Here is a 15106-nt window from a genome sequence, read left to right as displayed (position 1 = left end):
ACAATGACACTCCTTTAAGCGATTTAAAAGTCAAATACTTCATAGACCACAAAGCCAATAATCGCAAGGATAACGAAAATCAATAAAACGTTTGCCATGTCTCCATTCCGGACTCTTAATGCGAGATGCCTTCCGATTGGAAAAACCATCAAGCCGACAGCTATGAATAGCAAGACCGTTGATTTCGAAATAAGCGCAATGCAGAACAGAAGAAAAGCGATCGTGGCAAGTATTTGATGGAAGGAAGAATTCAAGGGAATCACTCCAGTAACTTCATTTATCCTTCTTCATACCTTCGATCGACCTTTTAAAACTGAGTATTTCGACTCAATCTTAAAAAAAGAAGGTGCGATGTTGTTTTTCGCAAAACGTTTTCTCTTTCTAGTGTAGAGGCAAGGCAGATCGAATTTCCATCGAACTTGCTACAGCCTTAAAAAAACGAATCTAGAAGTGGAGGAAATTATTCATGGAACTAAAACAAGATTTTATCCCAACATCAAACTCGAACCGTCCACAAACGGCTTTGCGCCCAACACTTATTACCATTCATGAAACGGCGAATACCTCCGCCGGAGCAAATGCTGACATGCATGCCCGTTATGTAAAAGGAGCAGATGCGCAGGCACGACAAGTGTCATGGCACGTCACAGTCGACGACACACAAGCCATTCAACATCTGCCGTTTAATGAAGTCGGATGGCATGCCGGTGCAAATGGCAATCGACAGTCAATTGGCATTGAAATTTGCGTCAATCGCGATGGGAACTTCCCGCAAGCTCGCGCGAACGCCATCTCACTCGTTCGACGCTTAATGAACGAACTATCAATTGGGATCGATTCAATTGTGACGCATCAACATTGGACAGGGAAGAATTGCCCAACAAATTTGTTGCCTTCGTGGAATTCGTTTCTTGCGGATATTCGAGATGGAGAGAATACCAATCCAGCACCGCCAATGGAAGGGCGCTTGCTCCGCGTCATTACGGACACATTGTGGGTGTACAATCGACCAGATTGGAATGCACGCTATACAACCGTATCGCGGAATGAAGTCTTTACCATTGCTGAGGCATTATCCGTAAATGGCTCTCTCATGTACCGATTAAAAAGCGGCCTCTACATTACCGGAAATCCTGCTTATGTCGCGTTGTTATAGAAGTTCTAGCCTGTCTCGCTTCTTTGGGACAGGCTTTCTTTATGTCGTTTATACGAAATCAAGGAGGATTTTGTTATACTGACTAAAAAGGGAGGAAGTTTGATGGATAAGAAGATGAACGATGTTATTACAACACATTTAATGAAAGAATTAAATCCTGCCTTCATTATTGTTTTTGGCTCCTTCGCAAAAGGAACTCAAAGGAATGATAGCGATCTTGATCTCGCTTTTTATCCTGAGGATCGAACCAATCCTCCAACGTCCTACCAATTGTTTATGATTGCGCAAGAGTTAGCTGAAAAGATTAAACGAGAAGTGGATTTAGTGAATCTTCAAACTGCCTCAACCGTATTCGGCGCACAAATTTTTCATACAGGCGAAGTGCTTTATATGAACGATCAAAGGGTGTTTGAGCAGCAGCGTATGACGACGTTGAGTATGTACATCAAATTAAATGAAGAGCGAAAAGAAGTCTTAGATCGAATTTATGAAAGCGGGTCTATTTATGAACAATGATGTTTTGTTAAATAAGATAACGACAATCGAGCGTTGTATAAAGCGAATTGAAAAGGTGTATGCAGCGAACCCTGAGCACTTAGTTGATTATACAAAACAAGACTCAATTGTCTTAAATATTCAGCGTGCTTGTGAAGCGTCTATTGATTTAGCTATGCACGTTGTGTCCTCCAAAAAGCTCGGATTACCTCAGACAAGTCGGGAAGCGTTTGATTTATTGGGAGAGTTTGGCTACATCCATGCAGAAACTGCCAGAAAGCTAAATGCAATGGTCGGGTTTCGGAATATTGCAGTTCATGACTATCAACCACTGAACCTTGACATCATGAAGGAAATCATTGAAAACCATCTACAAGATTTTACCGTTTACACAAAACAACTTTTACATAAATAATTGAACCATGGCCGCTCCATGGTTTTTTTTATGATCGGACAGGCTTTTGTAAAGTTTGTGTAAATGTATTTTGTAAGATTGCATGCAATCCGTATTATTTAGAGCGATTCTGATATAATCTTCTTACACCGAATACGGAAAGAAACTTTATCGTAACGGTTGTAATGGAAGATGCACACACGTATGAGAAAGGGAGGGACACGCATTGGGAAGGCGACGCTTTTTAACCGAAATACAACGGAACTAGTACGAGTAAAACATGTTAATGGAAGAAACGATTGCTTTTCCAAGCTGCCCTCTCTGTCCGGAATAGATAGATTGAAGGGTACAAAGAGAAGAGACAATCCGTTTCAAGAAAGGTCGGAAACCTACTATTCTTGGAGGTGAATCCCTTATTTAAGGGAAATCATTGGATTTAAGCACATTTATTAATCTCTTGCTCATTGTCTTATTTTTAGCGTTAACCGCTTTCTTCGTTGCTTCTGAATTTGCGGTCGTAAAGATCCGAAGTTCACGAATTGATCAACTGATTGCGGGAGGAAATAAAAAGGCGATTGTAGCAAAAAAAATTACGCAAAACCTTGATTATTATTTATCTGCCTGTCAGCTCGGAATTACCGTAACGGCTCTTGGATTAGGAGCACTTGGTAAACCAGCTGTAAGTAGTTTGATGTATCCTGTGTTTGACTTCTTTAATGTCTCAGATGCTTGGTCATCTGCCATTTCTTATGCGGTTGCGTTTTTACTTGTGACCTACTTGCACGTCGTCATTGGTGAGATGGCGCCTAAGACGTTGGCGATTCAGTTTTCGGAAAAAATGACCCTGCTTTTGTCTGGATCTTTGTACTGGTTTGGTAAAATCATGTACCCATTTATCCTGACATTAAATGGAGCATCGCGGTTATTATTAAGAGTGTTTGGCGTCAAGCCACTTGGTCAAGACCAAGCCTACACGGAAGAAGAACTAAAAATTATTATGGCGCAAAGCTATGAAGGCGGCGCGATTGATAAAGAAGAACTTCAATATATGGAAAATGTCTTCTCATTTGACGAGCATGTGGCCAAAGACATTATGGTGCCACGTACGGAAATGGTGACGATACACGAAGGCATGACGATGGATGAGCTCGTCTCGTTAATGGATCACTACAACTATACGAGATACCCCGTTATTGAAGATGGGGATAAAGACAAAATTATTGGTGTTGTGAACGCCAAAAAAATGCTTCAAGCCATTGTTGCTGGAAAAGAAGTAGCGATCAAATCATATATTCGTGAACTTCCGTTTATTTTCGAAGCAACGAGTATTCAAGATGTGATGCACAAAATGCAAAAAGAAAAAGTGCATATGGCCGTCATTATTGATGAATTTGGTGGAACCGCCGGTCTTGTGACGATGGAAGAAGTGATTGAAGAGTTAGTTGGAGAAATCCGCGATGAATTCGATATGGATGAAGAAAGCGACATTGAACAAGTCGGAACGGACGAATACGTGATTAACGGACGCGTATTGTTAGATGACTTAGAAGAACAATTCGGCTTAACCTTTACTCATCGTGAGCATGTGGATACCGTCGGTGGCTGGATGTTACAAAATATGAAAGTCATTGATGAGCCAAAAGAAGGCATTAAGATTGAATTAGATGAACATGTCTGGTCCGTTGTTGAAGCTGACGATCATCACATCAAGAAAGTCAAATTCATGCAACATCAACCAGCAACACTGATATAGAGTAAGTTAAAACATACGGAGGTGAACCCTTCTCTATCCGAGAAGGATTAATTGGACCCAATTATTGTTGTGAATTTAACCCTTGTCGCATTTTTTATCCTCTTGACCGGACTATTTGTAGGTGGAGAATTTGCGATTTTAAAGGTGCGAATGTCAAGACTTGACCAACTTGTTTCAGAAGGGAACAAGAAAGCGGTGCTCGCCAAAAAAGTTGCCCACGAGCTTGATTACTACCTATCTGCCTGTCAATTAGGTATTACGATTACAGCGCTTGTGTTAGGTGCGTTAGGTGAACCAACCGTTCAAAATATCCTGAGACCTGTCTTTGATTATTACAGTGTTCCAGATGCATTAGCAACCGCTTTGTCGTACGCGATTGCCCTTGCGCTCGTCACGTTTCTCCATGTTGTCATTGGAGAATTGGCACCAAAAACACTTGCGATCCAGTACCCTGAAAAAATGACGCTCCTATTAGCACCGCCTCTTTACTGGTTTGGCGTCATTATGGGACCATTTATCCGAATTTTAAACGGATCCGCACGAACACTACTCGGCTGGTTTGGCGTCAAACCAGCAGGGCACGAAACGGTCTACTCAGAAGAAGAGTTGAAACTCATCGTCTCGGATAGTTTCAAAAGCGGCGAAATCAACCAAACCGAGCTAGCCTACTTGGAAAACTTTTTCTCATTTGATGGTCGCGCATTAAGTGAGATCATGATTCCAAAAGAACAAGTCGTGACTTTAGGCGAAACCATGGAAATCGACGACATTTTACAGACGATTGATCAACGAGGATATACTCGTTATCCCGTCATCAATGCGGAAGGAACGAAGGTCACAGGCTTTGTGAACACGAAAGAAATGTTAACAAGTATCGCAGCAGGCCGTGCCAACGGAATCGAATCATACTTGCACCACATTCCACGTGTGAAAGAATCCTTGTTCATCCAAGACGTCTTTTTGAAAATGAAAGCAACCCGCACCCACATGGTAATTGTAACCAATGACCAAGGTGAATTAAGCGGTCTTGTGACGATGGAAGACATTCTAAGTGAAATTGTCGGCGACATGGAAGAAGAAGACTACGATAATGTTGGTCTCGCCACGTAAAGCTGAAGAAAAACGATTCCTAAGGGGATCGTTTTTTGGTGTGAATGTATAAGGGAGGGGGACCGATAAACAGAGTAGAGGATAAGAAGAAAGGATTGCACGCCATATGCCAAACGAACGAACCGCAATGATGTATTTTCCAGATTCAAGCTACGCATAATCTTTATCAAGTGGACACTGTTCCAACTGTGATCTAAGACAGTATTAGAAAGTGAATAAATTTAATTATGTGAGAGTTTTTAAGAAAAATATTGGAGACAGTAGATGTAATTACCTTAAGACATTTATCCAAAGTACCTTGCTGTATGCAGGAATATAAATTCCTAATATAAGTCTGAGAACAAAAAGGTAGTAGCTTGTCATCAGACTTATATTACTGTTTGTTCTTCTAATAAATTGAGAAGATTATTAGGATCAGATATCTTTGTTTTTTCAGAGAAGAACATATATTCTATCCCTTTTGTTTTATTTTGTGCCGTATAACTAAGGTAGTATTCGAAATACGGATATCTAGAGTAAAAGGATTTTATTTCAATACTTTTATCATAGGTTACAATCCAATGTCTATTCTTTAGAGATAATTTAATTTTTTTTGCTAATACTTCATGATCATTCTCTTTATAAAAATCGGTGTATAGTGACGGACCTTTAGCAAAATAAGGAGGATCAAAAAAGGTAAATGATTGTCTAGTTTTTTTTATAACTAGTTCAATGAACTGTAGTGCATCTAGATTATGAAGTTCAATTTTATGTTTTTTTTGACTAATAATACTTATTTTTTCTATTAATTTTGTTTTATTAAATCTACAATCAAGTTTATAGTTTCCCTTCTGTTCTTTCCCTCCCATTACACCACCCTTGATAATACCGGAATGGTTTGTTCTATTGAGAAAGAGAGTAGAGTACCCAAGTAATAACAAACTAGAGGTAGTTTTTTCATTTTGAATATTTTTTTGAAAGCGCCATTCTTGAATATTAACATCAGTTCGTTCAATTAACTCAATCAATTCATTTGTATTGTAAAGTATTGAATACCATAAAGCATAAATAGAACGGTCAATATCGTTTATAATTATTTTCTTAACATGATCATTTAATAAGAGTTCTAACGCAACTGCTGCTCCACCTGCGAAAGGCTCAATGTAGGTCGAGCAATTATTTTCTTTAACAAGCTTCTTTATGTAATTAAAAGTCTTGTACTTACCACCAGGATACCTTAAAGGTGACGGGTTCGCCATACAATCCCTCCCAGTAATTAATTATAAAACAATCATAGAATAATGGCCACTTTAAAATTGAAGCCTAAGAAAGGTTTTACGAAGATATTTTATCACTTACAAGGTGTTTTCTTACAGGTTCTTTTATATTTAAAGTTTTTATTTTATTAAATGTTGCTGCTACGTTGTAAATATTTTCAAAATCACTTAAAAATTGTATTACCATTTCTTTATTATCTTTTATCCAAAATGGAAAGAGTAATTCTAAAACTAATATATTATCTCTAAACCATTCTTTATATTTATCACGATCTTTTGTTTTCTCTAAATATAAATCCGAATGAGGACCCTGTTCTATTAAGCTTCTTTTAGTAATTCCCAATGTGAATTGATCTATTGAAAAAAACTCTGAACTTGCGTCGAGACTTTCTATGTAATTATATAATAGTTTTTCCGGGTTATCGTTTCCAGGTAATTTGCTAATTATCATATTTTTATTGTTTTTCTTTCTTGATAAATAATCTACTGGTGTGTTTCTAATTTTTGCACTGATATCATTGTCAGATACATCTCCATCTAGTAAAAATATACATGACTTAAAATGGTTAAAATCTTGAACTAATAGATTTAGTAATTCATTCCAACCAATATGTACTTTAATCATTTTTATTGAACTAAGTACTTGAGGGTGGAGATTAAAGTTTTCAATGGAATATATAAGGATGTGATTAAAAAACCATCTAGCTTCGTCATCTTCTGAATATAACATTATATTGGGAGATGTATAAGTTCCTTGGTAAGTTGATGTGAGATCATATTTGATAGCATTGATATCAGGATTGCGAAATACCTGGAGTTCACCGTTAGCAGCTGTTAAGTACATCAATTCAATTTTATTATCTTCGTGCTTGTTATTAAGCGTGTTTACTGAGATATGCTCCAAAAGGCTAAGGCTATGTGTTGTAAACACGATTTGTAATCCTAAATCCTTTCCTTCTGCTTTTAAGAAATCGAACAATCTATTCTGAGCAGAAGGGTGCAAAGTTGCATCAATTTCATCAATTAATAAAAGCCCACCGTTCCAAAGCTCCCCAAGTGTAGCTTTTAATCGTTTAAAAGAAAGTAAAGAAACTAGTATTTGTCCAAGGTTATCTTGTCCAGCTGAGTTAGTAAGAAAATCATAAAATTCAGTAGAAAGACCTACTGGCCTCTTTTTAGAAACCTCGCTGATGCTCATAGAGGTTATTTTTGTGAAGGATTCCTCGTTTGAGAGTATATTTCTGTAGTTTTCAAAGATGTAAGTTATCTCATCTTCTGTAAATTTCAAATTTACCTCTTTTGTTTCTTTAGATTCACCTACTGGATAAAGTCTACTGAGACCAAGATAAAGCGTTGGCCATTTTGCTTTTTTCTCTGTTTTACGTGAAGTTGTTACTTCTGGTATTAGTTTAAATCTACTGTTGTTCCAATAAGTCCTAAAAGTTAAAAAATTAGGATAAGATTCTTCGTCCCTCACATTATCAGGAAGTTCAGTAAATTCTATTTCATAACGGTTTGATTTTCCTATATCAAAATCTGGGGAAAATTTAACTATGTCATTAAGGTGGGCTCTAAATGGTTGTCCAAATAAAGTTTCTCCCTCCATTTTTTTTAATTCTCCACTGTGACCTAAGAGTCCGAGTAAAGTTGATTTTCCTACCGCGTTGTGTCCAGCTATACAAGTTATTTGAATTCCTAAATCGATGGATATATCTTTAAACCTTCTAAATTCTCTAATATTCATCCTTTTTATCCTCAATTTAAGTCACCTCTTAAGAAAGTTGTAAAACTCAAAAATAGTGTTTTTTAATTTAAATAATTTTAATCAAGATATAAATCTTTTAGTTGCCCTAGGTTTAAGTTCATTGTATCTAATCGTAACAGCAAAAAAGTATTTTTACCGGCGCATTATTTTAAAGGGGTGATAATTAGGAATTAAAGCATCATTTTTCTTTTAAAGCAGCAACCCAATCCAATCTTACATTAATTAGTAAATGACGGCAATAGTCTAAATGCAGCTATTCAACAACTTTTCTTTAAGGGCGCTTCTACATAGGCGAAGGTATTCTTAAACGTGATCTTTCTCTAATGTTAAAATTCAAATTAGTTTTATCTTCTGGCTCGTATTGACAGTGGTGTAACACTAGGAAATGATTTTTCTGTAAATGTACAGTGGTGAGAACCGATAAACAGGGTAGAGGATAAGAAGAAAGGACTGCACCCGACATGCCAAATGAACGAACCGCAATGATGTATTTTCCGGATTCAACCTACGCATCTTCTTTAAAAGTGGTGCAGGAGCCAACGAGCCAGATTCGCGGCTTTTATTTTAAAAAGAGCCTGTTAGCAGAAGTAGAGAAACTAGAGCATGCCAACAACTATGCCGTTTATTTCCTCATCTCGGATGTCGAAGAACCAAGCATTTACATCGGTCAATCGGTACACGGCATTAAACTATTAAAAGAACACTTAAAGCAAAAAGACTTCTGGCAGTTCGGCATCTTATTTGTGACCGATAACAATAGCTTTGATAAACAATTAATTGATTATCTCGAATACGCATTTATTCAGCGTTTTAACGCTTCAACTTACATTGTTGAGAACCGGGACATGCGCATCAATAAGCCGAATGTCAACTGGTACATGAAGGCGACTATGAACACATTCGCTGGCCAAATTGCATTTTTACTAGAGGCGCTTGGTGTGACGATTAAACAAGCTGAGCAGGTAGGGTCTGATGAAGAAAAGCGTATTTATTATCCGGCCGAAAAAAACCATCCTGCTACCATCTATCTTCACGATGGACAATTTGTCATTACAAAAGGTTCTACCGTTCTGTATCCACAAGAAAAATTAAAAAACTATAAGGACGGAGGGAGACTCTATCAGAAATTACAGGCAAAAATGAAGCAACTCATTGAAGCGAATCAAGCTGAGCCTATCGACGACAAGTCCGCTCGCTTAACAGAAGACATTGCCTGTCCAAGTCCAAGCTATGCAGCGGATTTATGTAGCGGTGCGTCAAAAAATGGCTGGGAATATTGGCAGGGATTAAAGGAAGAGCGAGAGAGGTTGGGGTGAACACCTCTATTTGAGCCCTTCCCAACTATTAAGTCCATTGATGCTATTTTTCTATCAAATAAAAACACGCCATCAATAAGCGTGTTTTTTAATTATTTATTCGAAGCAAACCTTTCCTTCAGCTTCAATTGCTTGCGCATGTTTATCGCCAATGCCTGAAATTCGTTTCATATCATTGTACGAAGAAAACGGTCTAAGCTGCATAATTTGACTTGCCCGATCCGGACCGATTTGGTAAATCCCTTGTACCTCTGCTTCAGAAGCAGTGTTAATATGAATGGAACCAGCAGGGCAGCTATGATTGCTTTCTTCGGAACTAGATTCTGAAGTAGAGGCAGAGACGGTTTCCGATTTAGCCGTGTCTAATTCGTCTTTAAGTGTAGAAACTTCCTCCTCTAACTTCGAGATGGTCGCTTCATTGTTTGAAAGACTGTCACTTTTTTCGGTGATTTGTTCATTGAGGGAAGAGATTTCGTCTTTGTACTCTTCTTCTATTTGATCTCGTAGATCTTCTTCAACTGAATCAAGTTGCTCTTCCGTTTCTTCAATATGTAAAGATAATTCATCAATTTCTTCATCTTTTTCGATTATTGTTGCTTCGAGCTCTTCGATTAATACTTGAGCTTCATCTAGTTCACTATCTTGGGCTGAAGCTTGGTCGCCTTCAGCGCAAGCGGATAAAGTAATGGCCATAGCGATTGCGATTAAAGCGTAAGGTGCTTTCTTATGTCTTGTGGTATGTTGAAAAAAAGTAAACATATAAATAATACCTGAGAGTAAGACCATTGTTGCTAGTGCGATATTCATAGTAAACCTCCTAAAATGATGTATGTTATAATTATACTAATAACAAAGACCTAAGTCACGAATGTTTTCTATTAATTAATAATAGATAGACAGTTGTGTTTACTATGCTTTCCAAGTTAGCTTATAGCTAAAAGTTAATCTAAAAGGAGTTATTTAATGAAACGTACTTACTTAGAACTAGTTCCAGGCTTAGAAGTTACAAATAGTGAAATTAGTGACTTGTTTGGTTGTGCCAATCAAGGAGGGATGAGACGCTCGTTAAAGACAAATACGCTAGTGCTTATCTCTGACAAAACCAAGCTTTACCACGATCGAGAGGAAGACGGCGTTTTTTATTATACGGGCATGGGAAAGCTGGGAGATCAAATCTTAACGTTTCAACAAAACCTAACATTGGCAAAATCCAACGAAAACAATGTATCTATTCATCTATTTGTTGCATACAAAAAACGAATTTACACGTATAGAGGTCAATATGAACTAATAAACGAACCATTTCAAGAACACCAATTAGATGAAGAAAAAAATAATCGGCTTGTTTGGGTATTCCCTTTAAGAAAACGTTTGAATGATACTGATAAAAGTAGTTATACATACAGCCAATCGCAGAAGGTAGGCAATCATGACTCATGGGATCTTCATCATAATGTTGCAGTAAAAACAGCCGACCAATCGACCTTTGAATATGGTGAAACCGTCATACCTAAGCGTATACGTCCTTTCTTTAAGTCGACAAACCTCAAAGAAGGTGAAGAAAAAGAAATTACATTAATCTATCAAGAGTATATGTTAATCTATCAAGAGTATATGTTTTTTGCAAAGATTAAGGTTCAAGCGAGTGGCTCTCCACGTCATCGATTGAGATGGGAGAAACGGTTTACTCTGCTAATAAACGAATACGCAAATAGAGTCCAAGGTGAGGTTAAAATCTATTTCATATATGACGATGAAAAAACCTACAAGGTAAGCTTATCTCATACAGACATAATGGATACGGTACATACTGATGTGATAGCAGAAGAATTAGAACAATATGGCGCTAGGACAGAGGGGAGAATCACTAGTTACTATGGGAAGAAGTTTGAACGTGATCCAATCAATCGTAAGTTAGCCATACAAATCCATGGTGTAACCTGTGCTGCTTGTAATTTTAACTTTGAGCAAAAATATGGTGAAAGAGGCAGAGATTTTATTGAAATTCATCATATAAAGCCGTTAAGTTCTCTTGGTGGGAGTACAGAAATAAATCTTCATAAAGACCTTGTCCCGTTATGTGCAAACTGTCATCGCATGGTTCACAGACGAAAAGATCATGTATTAACTATAGAAGAATTAAGAGAAATTCTTCAGATTGAGGATTAGATTACTCGAACCTTAAGATCCCATACATATAATTTATGCTTAAAGCATCAGCAATCTTTCCTGTATGTTCTAACTGAATCCGTTCGCGCTTCCCATTAGCCAATTCACTCAGGGTAGCACGGCGGATTTAATCTTGTGGGTGGTCTTTAAAAGATGTACCCTTACGCGTACAACCTTCATGACTGATTGCCCTCATACTAATGTAAAAGCTTTTTATGAGGTGATCCAATGTTCCCCCGACAACAGTTTGTTTCTAAATTAATTAATGATATGATCAGCACCATTTCAAAAACAGATAAAGCAAACGCCCCAACTATTCAATCCGATGTGTATACTCTAATCCTGCGAAATGTGACAGACAGTTATCCATATGACATCCTCTGTTTTCCTCATCAAGAAGTTGCTATAAATGATAGCCAATCAACCTGGTTCATTTCACTTAATCCTTATTACTATTTATCAAAAACATCATATGTTTTATCCATCTTAATCGTGAAAGATAGATTGCCACTACACAGCTGGGTCTATGATAATCTTTCTAGCAATCTATTTCACGCTGAAAAGGGAGGTGGTGCATATGTAAATGGTAAAAGAATCTTTCGGGATGAATTAATGAGTCTAAGGGAAGCGGAAATTCGCATTCATTCATCTTTCCTACGGAAGGAGCAACCTCAAAATCCTACCTATCAACGAGTGAGGCAAACAGAACAGCCAACAGCGCTTGAGATTTGTGGAGTTGCTGAAGGGAATTCAGATATATTTATAGCATTAAATCAAACACCTTATGAATTTGCTGCAGCAAGTTTAATTGCAAAAGAGACTGGGGTACAGGTAATGACGTTAGAAGGAAAAGAATTGAGTTTGGGTAAGAATTCGAGCGTATGGTGTGGTGTTGTTTAATAAATATTAAAGACTTAATTTATATTTTTTATTCACGAAGATAATGAAACCATATATTAAGCATAAAAAAATTTCTTTATGCTTAATATATGGTAATTTACGCTTTCAATGTTGAATGGAAGCGTCCTGTATCATTATAACTTCTCCTACAGAATGTTTTATTTCATTAATAAGTAAACCTTTATCTAAGTAATGTTTTTTAAGTTTGAGATTCTTATTTATTAACTTTTCAATTTTACGAAAACAAAACAATTTTCTTCTTTCAAATTTATCCCAATAAAACCAGTTATCTTTCAATTTGCAATGCGCTTCTTTTAGCATTTGAAAGTCAATTAAACTACTATCTCCTTTGCGACTGTCAAGAATTCTAAACTTTGCTTTATTGTGAGTAGATATAAATGAAACCCAATGTGAAATGTAATTGTCGTTTTGCATTTTTTCTTCTTCTTCCAAAGGCAATATTGAAACAATAAAAAGTGCGGAATCTGTTTTAAGGATATCTGCAAAAGCGATTTTAGTTACTTCAAAATTAACGTTTAAGTTACATTCTTTATACAAAAAGTTTGATATAATCTTTTTATTCTCGTTAATAAAAGCTATATACTTATCTAAATAAAAAAATTCTCCTATGTATGTTAAGCCGCTAGTAGTTGATTCGTTAAACTCATATTGGTTCTCTGATAATAGCTGGTATGAGAGTTTATGTATTTTGCTATTAGTAAAATTTTCAATAGAGTAATACTCTTTTAATCCATTTAAGAGTGCATAGATTCCACAAGTTGGACCTCTTTGTTTAACAACCATTCTAACAACCTCCTCAAAAATTCATGATAAACCATAACAGTGTGCTATTCTTCGTATTAAATAAGGGTTAGCGTTGTCGATAAACGCTAGATTTTATAGGTCGTAATGAAGCTACAGAGTTGGCGTATGTAGAAATAGAAGCGGGCTTTCACCTGCTTCTATTTCTTTTCTTTATTTAGTTCGGCTAGCTTTTGCATCAGGACGGGTTTTGGCATATGCATTAATTGTTCTAACGGGATATTTAATGACTTTGATAGCGCGAGCGCCGTTTCTTCCGACAGTTGTAAAGGACCCATTATGATTTCCTCCTCTTCAAGCTTATTTTAGATTATTCCTGTAGTATAGCATGGCATCGGCAGTGCTCGCGCCCATAAAATTTCTATGTAAACGAGATTTTTAATAAGCCTTATAAACTGCTTTTAAATTAAATGAACAATTAAAATAAATCAAACCGGGTACACAACTACAAAGGAGTTGGTTTTCGTGCGAAAAGTGACTGTAATGGCAGGGATGGTCTCATTAGCATTTTTATTTGTTGGGTGTCAGAATTCGGGAGATGAATTGAATGCGCAGGATCAAGAAACGGTGGAAACGGATGATAGCGAATTAGAAGAACCAGAAATGGAGAATGACGAAAATGATGATTCAGGCGGTGATGATAGTAGCGAGGCGCCAGAATATGAAACGATTGAGGCGGAGGAGCGTTATTCAATTATTACCCACTTGGTAGACGAGGATCAGGCTTTTTATACGGCTTACTCCATCAATCGAGATGAGAACGGTACACTTGAAAATTCGCTCGTTGAAAGTGATCCGTCTGAACAACAGATGTTGCGCGCTTATGCGGATTTATCTGTTGAATCGCAAGAATTAACGGTCCAATTTAATGCTGAGGGTAATGAATTAGCCACAACAACGGCCCAAACAACGGCATTTTACGAATCATTGTTTGGAATTAGTGATCTCTATGGAATGAAGGAAATTGTCTTCTTAAATCCTGACGGGGAAACGGATATCATTGTTGCAGAAAGAGAAGTAAATGCACCTCTGAATGTTGAAGAGGAACGAGGTGCAACACGGGGTTATTACACTGTCTACGATGAAGCGTTAGAGGAGACGTTGTTTTTATCTGGTGGTGCATTGGAAGAACGGGTAATAAATGATGAGGATGAGCGTTTATCGTTTTCAGAGACCGTTGAAAAGATGACAACGATTGATCGAGAAGATTCATTTTACGCTTCCGCCATTGTTGAAGGGATTGAGATCGTAGATGCGAGGATGGATAATGGCGTCGCGTCTGTTCAGTATACGATGGAAGAAGAGATCGTATCAGAAGCAGATCGAACTGTGTTTGAGAATGCGATTCAGCTTGCGGCACTAGATTTCGATGTGTCGGAATTGGAAATGTTAAATGATACGTTGCAAGAGCGTGTGTTGTATCCTTTAATTGAATAAAAGACGAGATGATTTTTAATGCTTCTTAGAATGAGGTGATCGATTGAAAGGGATGAAGTGTTTAATCATTATAATGAGTGTTGTACTGGTTCTTGCAACGATTGTAAATCTTGTTTTTTCGCTACGTTCAGGCGAGTCGAGTGCCATTTATTCAATTATAGTAGACTTCTTTCTAGCTGGTTTATTTACGCTGACAATTATCTTTGCCTTTTTACGTAACCATAAAAATGACAATCGTATCATGTTAGCATTAGTGTGCGTTTTTCCTCTATTTTTTCTTTCGAGTGGTATAGTAGGTATTGTGAGATTGCTTTAAGCCTCGAACTAGCAAATCAAAAAGCCCATCTACGGCGATGGGCCTCTTACTCTTATAAACCGAATACAGACATTGGGATGATGATGATGCTAGATCCGCCAAGTGGAACAATAGCGGCTGAGGCAACGACTAAAGATGTTGCGACGATGCTAAGTCTCTTTTTCATAAAGCCCACTCTCCTTCCCAGAGTAATCGCGCAGGCCATACACTGGAAGAA

General features: G+C 37.3%; 16 protein-coding genes. 10 read left to right on the top strand and 6 right to left on the bottom strand.

The features are described 5' to 3' along the window. Nucleotides 1-23 precede the first annotated feature (23 nt). Complete coding sequence (locus tag ACE1TH_RS11850; protein WP_375079094.1) at nt 24-254, bottom strand: hypothetical protein; 231 nt, start codon at nt 252-254, stop codon at nt 24-26. 212 nt (nt 255-466) lie between these two features. On the opposite strand from ACE1TH_RS11850, the gene ACE1TH_RS11845 reads away from it, so the two are divergent. From ACE1TH_RS11845 to ACE1TH_RS11825, 5 genes are all read left to right on the top strand, one after another. After that, on the top strand, nt 467-1156 hold the full coding sequence (locus ACE1TH_RS11845) for an N-acetylmuramoyl-L-alanine amidase (RefSeq protein ID WP_375079093.1): 690 nt from the start codon (nt 467-469) through the stop codon (nt 1154-1156). A gap of 102 nt (nt 1157-1258) precedes the next feature. After that, nucleotides 1259-1672: a type VII toxin-antitoxin system MntA family adenylyltransferase antitoxin gene (mntA, locus tag ACE1TH_RS11840; RefSeq protein WP_375079092.1), complete on the top strand. Its 414-nt coding sequence runs from the start codon at nt 1259-1261 to the stop codon at nt 1670-1672. Further along, a complete protein-coding gene (hepT, locus tag ACE1TH_RS11835; RefSeq protein WP_375079091.1) occupies nt 1662-2066 on the top strand; it encodes a type VII toxin-antitoxin system HepT family RNase toxin in 405 nt (134 codons plus the stop codon). The genes mntA and hepT overlap by 11 nt, the downstream gene beginning before the upstream one ends. A 409-nt stretch (nt 2067-2475) precedes the next feature. Next, nucleotides 2476-3798 (top strand): hemolysin family protein, encoded by a 1323-nt coding sequence (locus ACE1TH_RS11830; protein ID WP_375079090.1) that lies wholly within the window; start codon nt 2476-2478, stop codon nt 3796-3798. Nucleotides 3799-3849: 51 nt separating this feature from the next. Beyond that, complete coding sequence (locus ACE1TH_RS11825; RefSeq protein WP_375079089.1) at nt 3850-4908, top strand: hemolysin family protein; 1059 nt, start codon at nt 3850-3852, stop codon at nt 4906-4908. 368 nt (nt 4909-5276) lie between these two features. Here the strand turns inward: ACE1TH_RS11825 and ACE1TH_RS11820 are convergent, their stop codons facing one another. After that, on the bottom strand, nt 5277-6146 hold the full coding sequence (locus ACE1TH_RS11820) for a DNA adenine methylase (RefSeq protein WP_375079088.1): 870 nt from the start codon (nt 6144-6146) through the stop codon (nt 5277-5279). A gap of 76 nt (nt 6147-6222) precedes the next feature. Then, nucleotides 6223-7908, bottom strand: a complete 1686-nt coding sequence (locus ACE1TH_RS11815) for an AAA family ATPase (RefSeq protein WP_375079087.1) — start codon at nt 7906-7908, stop codon at nt 6223-6225. 482 nt (nt 7909-8390) lie between these two features. Between ACE1TH_RS11815 and ACE1TH_RS11810 the strand changes: the two genes are divergently transcribed. Further along, nucleotides 8391-9245 carry a GIY-YIG nuclease family protein gene (locus ACE1TH_RS11810; RefSeq protein ID WP_375079086.1) on the top strand — a complete coding sequence of 285 codons (855 nt, stop codon included), beginning with the start codon at nt 8391-8393 and terminating at the stop codon, nt 9243-9245. A gap of 96 nt (nt 9246-9341) precedes the next feature. Here ACE1TH_RS11810 and ACE1TH_RS11805 read toward each other — a convergent pair whose 3' ends face one another. Next, nucleotides 9342-10052, bottom strand: a complete 711-nt coding sequence (locus ACE1TH_RS11805) for a helix-hairpin-helix domain-containing protein (RefSeq protein WP_375079085.1) — start codon at nt 10050-10052, stop codon at nt 9342-9344. A 156-nt stretch (nt 10053-10208) separates the two neighbouring features. Between ACE1TH_RS11805 and ACE1TH_RS11800 the strand changes: the two genes are divergently transcribed. Both ACE1TH_RS11800 and ACE1TH_RS11795 read left to right on the top strand, forming a co-directional pair. Continuing rightward, nucleotides 10209-11414, top strand: a complete 1206-nt coding sequence (locus ACE1TH_RS11800) for an HNH endonuclease (RefSeq protein WP_375079084.1) — start codon at nt 10209-10211, stop codon at nt 11412-11414. Nucleotides 11415-11642: 228 nt separating this feature from the next. Next, on the top strand, nt 11643-12314 hold the full coding sequence (locus ACE1TH_RS11795; protein WP_375079083.1) for an inositol monophosphatase family protein: 672 nt from the start codon (nt 11643-11645) through the stop codon (nt 12312-12314). Nucleotides 12315-12419: 105 nt separating this feature from the next. Here the strand turns inward: ACE1TH_RS11795 and ACE1TH_RS11790 are convergent, their stop codons facing one another. Beyond that, nucleotides 12420-13118, bottom strand: coding sequence for a hypothetical protein (locus tag ACE1TH_RS11790; RefSeq protein ID WP_375079082.1), 699 nt, complete (start codon nt 13116-13118; stop codon nt 12420-12422). A gap of 158 nt (nt 13119-13276) precedes the next feature. Then, nucleotides 13277-13414: a YycC family protein gene (locus ACE1TH_RS11785; protein ID WP_099302775.1), complete on the bottom strand. Its 138-nt coding sequence runs from the start codon at nt 13412-13414 to the stop codon at nt 13277-13279. 187 nt (nt 13415-13601) lie between these two features. Between ACE1TH_RS11785 and ACE1TH_RS11780 the strand changes: the two genes are divergently transcribed. Together ACE1TH_RS11780 and ACE1TH_RS11775 are read left to right on the top strand one after the other, a co-directional pair. After that, the gene (locus ACE1TH_RS11780) at nt 13602-14573 is read left to right on the top strand and encodes a hypothetical protein (RefSeq protein ID WP_375079081.1); all 972 of its coding nucleotides are present in this window, start codon (nt 13602-13604) and stop codon (nt 14571-14573) included. Nucleotides 14574-14616: 43 nt separating this feature from the next. Then, nucleotides 14617-14889 (top strand): hypothetical protein, encoded by a 273-nt coding sequence (locus ACE1TH_RS11775; protein ID WP_375079080.1) that lies wholly within the window; start codon nt 14617-14619, stop codon nt 14887-14889. The last annotated feature ends 217 nt before the right edge of the window (nt 14890-15106 follow it).

Source organism: Shouchella sp. JSM 1781072 (genome assembly GCF_041949915.1).
Taxonomy (GTDB): domain Bacteria; phylum Bacillota; class Bacilli; order Bacillales; family Bacillaceae_D; genus Shouchella.
This window is presented reverse-complemented; position numbering and strand designations above follow the sequence as displayed.

Bases quoted from the DNA above. Each gene is read 5' to 3' on its own strand.
- ACE1TH_RS11845 (WP_375079093.1), top strand. From the start codon at position 467: ATGGAACTAAAACAAGATTTTATCCCAACATCAAACTCGAACCGTCCA.
- mntA (WP_375079092.1), top strand. From the start codon at position 1,259: ATGGATAAGAAGATGAACGATGTTATTACAACACATTTAATGAAAGAA.
- hepT (WP_375079091.1), top strand. From the start codon at position 1,662: ATGAACAATGATGTTTTGTTAAATAAGATAACGACAATCGAGCGTTGT.
- ACE1TH_RS11820 (WP_375079088.1), bottom strand. From the start codon at position 6,146: ATGGCGAACCCGTCACCTTTAAGGTATCCTGGTGGTAAGTACAAGACT.
- ACE1TH_RS11815 (WP_375079087.1), bottom strand. From the start codon at position 7,908: ATGAATATTAGAGAATTTAGAAGGTTTAAAGATATATCCATCGATTTA.
- ACE1TH_RS11810 (WP_375079086.1), top strand. From the start codon at position 8,391: ATGCCAAATGAACGAACCGCAATGATGTATTTTCCGGATTCAACCTAC.
- ACE1TH_RS11805 (WP_375079085.1), bottom strand. From the start codon at position 10,052: ATGAATATCGCACTAGCAACAATGGTCTTACTCTCAGGTATTATTTAT.
- ACE1TH_RS11800 (WP_375079084.1), top strand. From the start codon at position 10,209: ATGAAACGTACTTACTTAGAACTAGTTCCAGGCTTAGAAGTTACAAAT.
- ACE1TH_RS11795 (WP_375079083.1), top strand. From the start codon at position 11,643: ATGTTCCCCCGACAACAGTTTGTTTCTAAATTAATTAATGATATGATC.
- ACE1TH_RS11790 (WP_375079082.1), bottom strand. From the start codon at position 13,118: ATGGTTGTTAAACAAAGAGGTCCAACTTGTGGAATCTATGCACTCTTA.
- ACE1TH_RS11785 (WP_099302775.1), bottom strand. From the start codon at position 13,414: ATGGGTCCTTTACAACTGTCGGAAGAAACGGCGCTCGCGCTATCAAAG.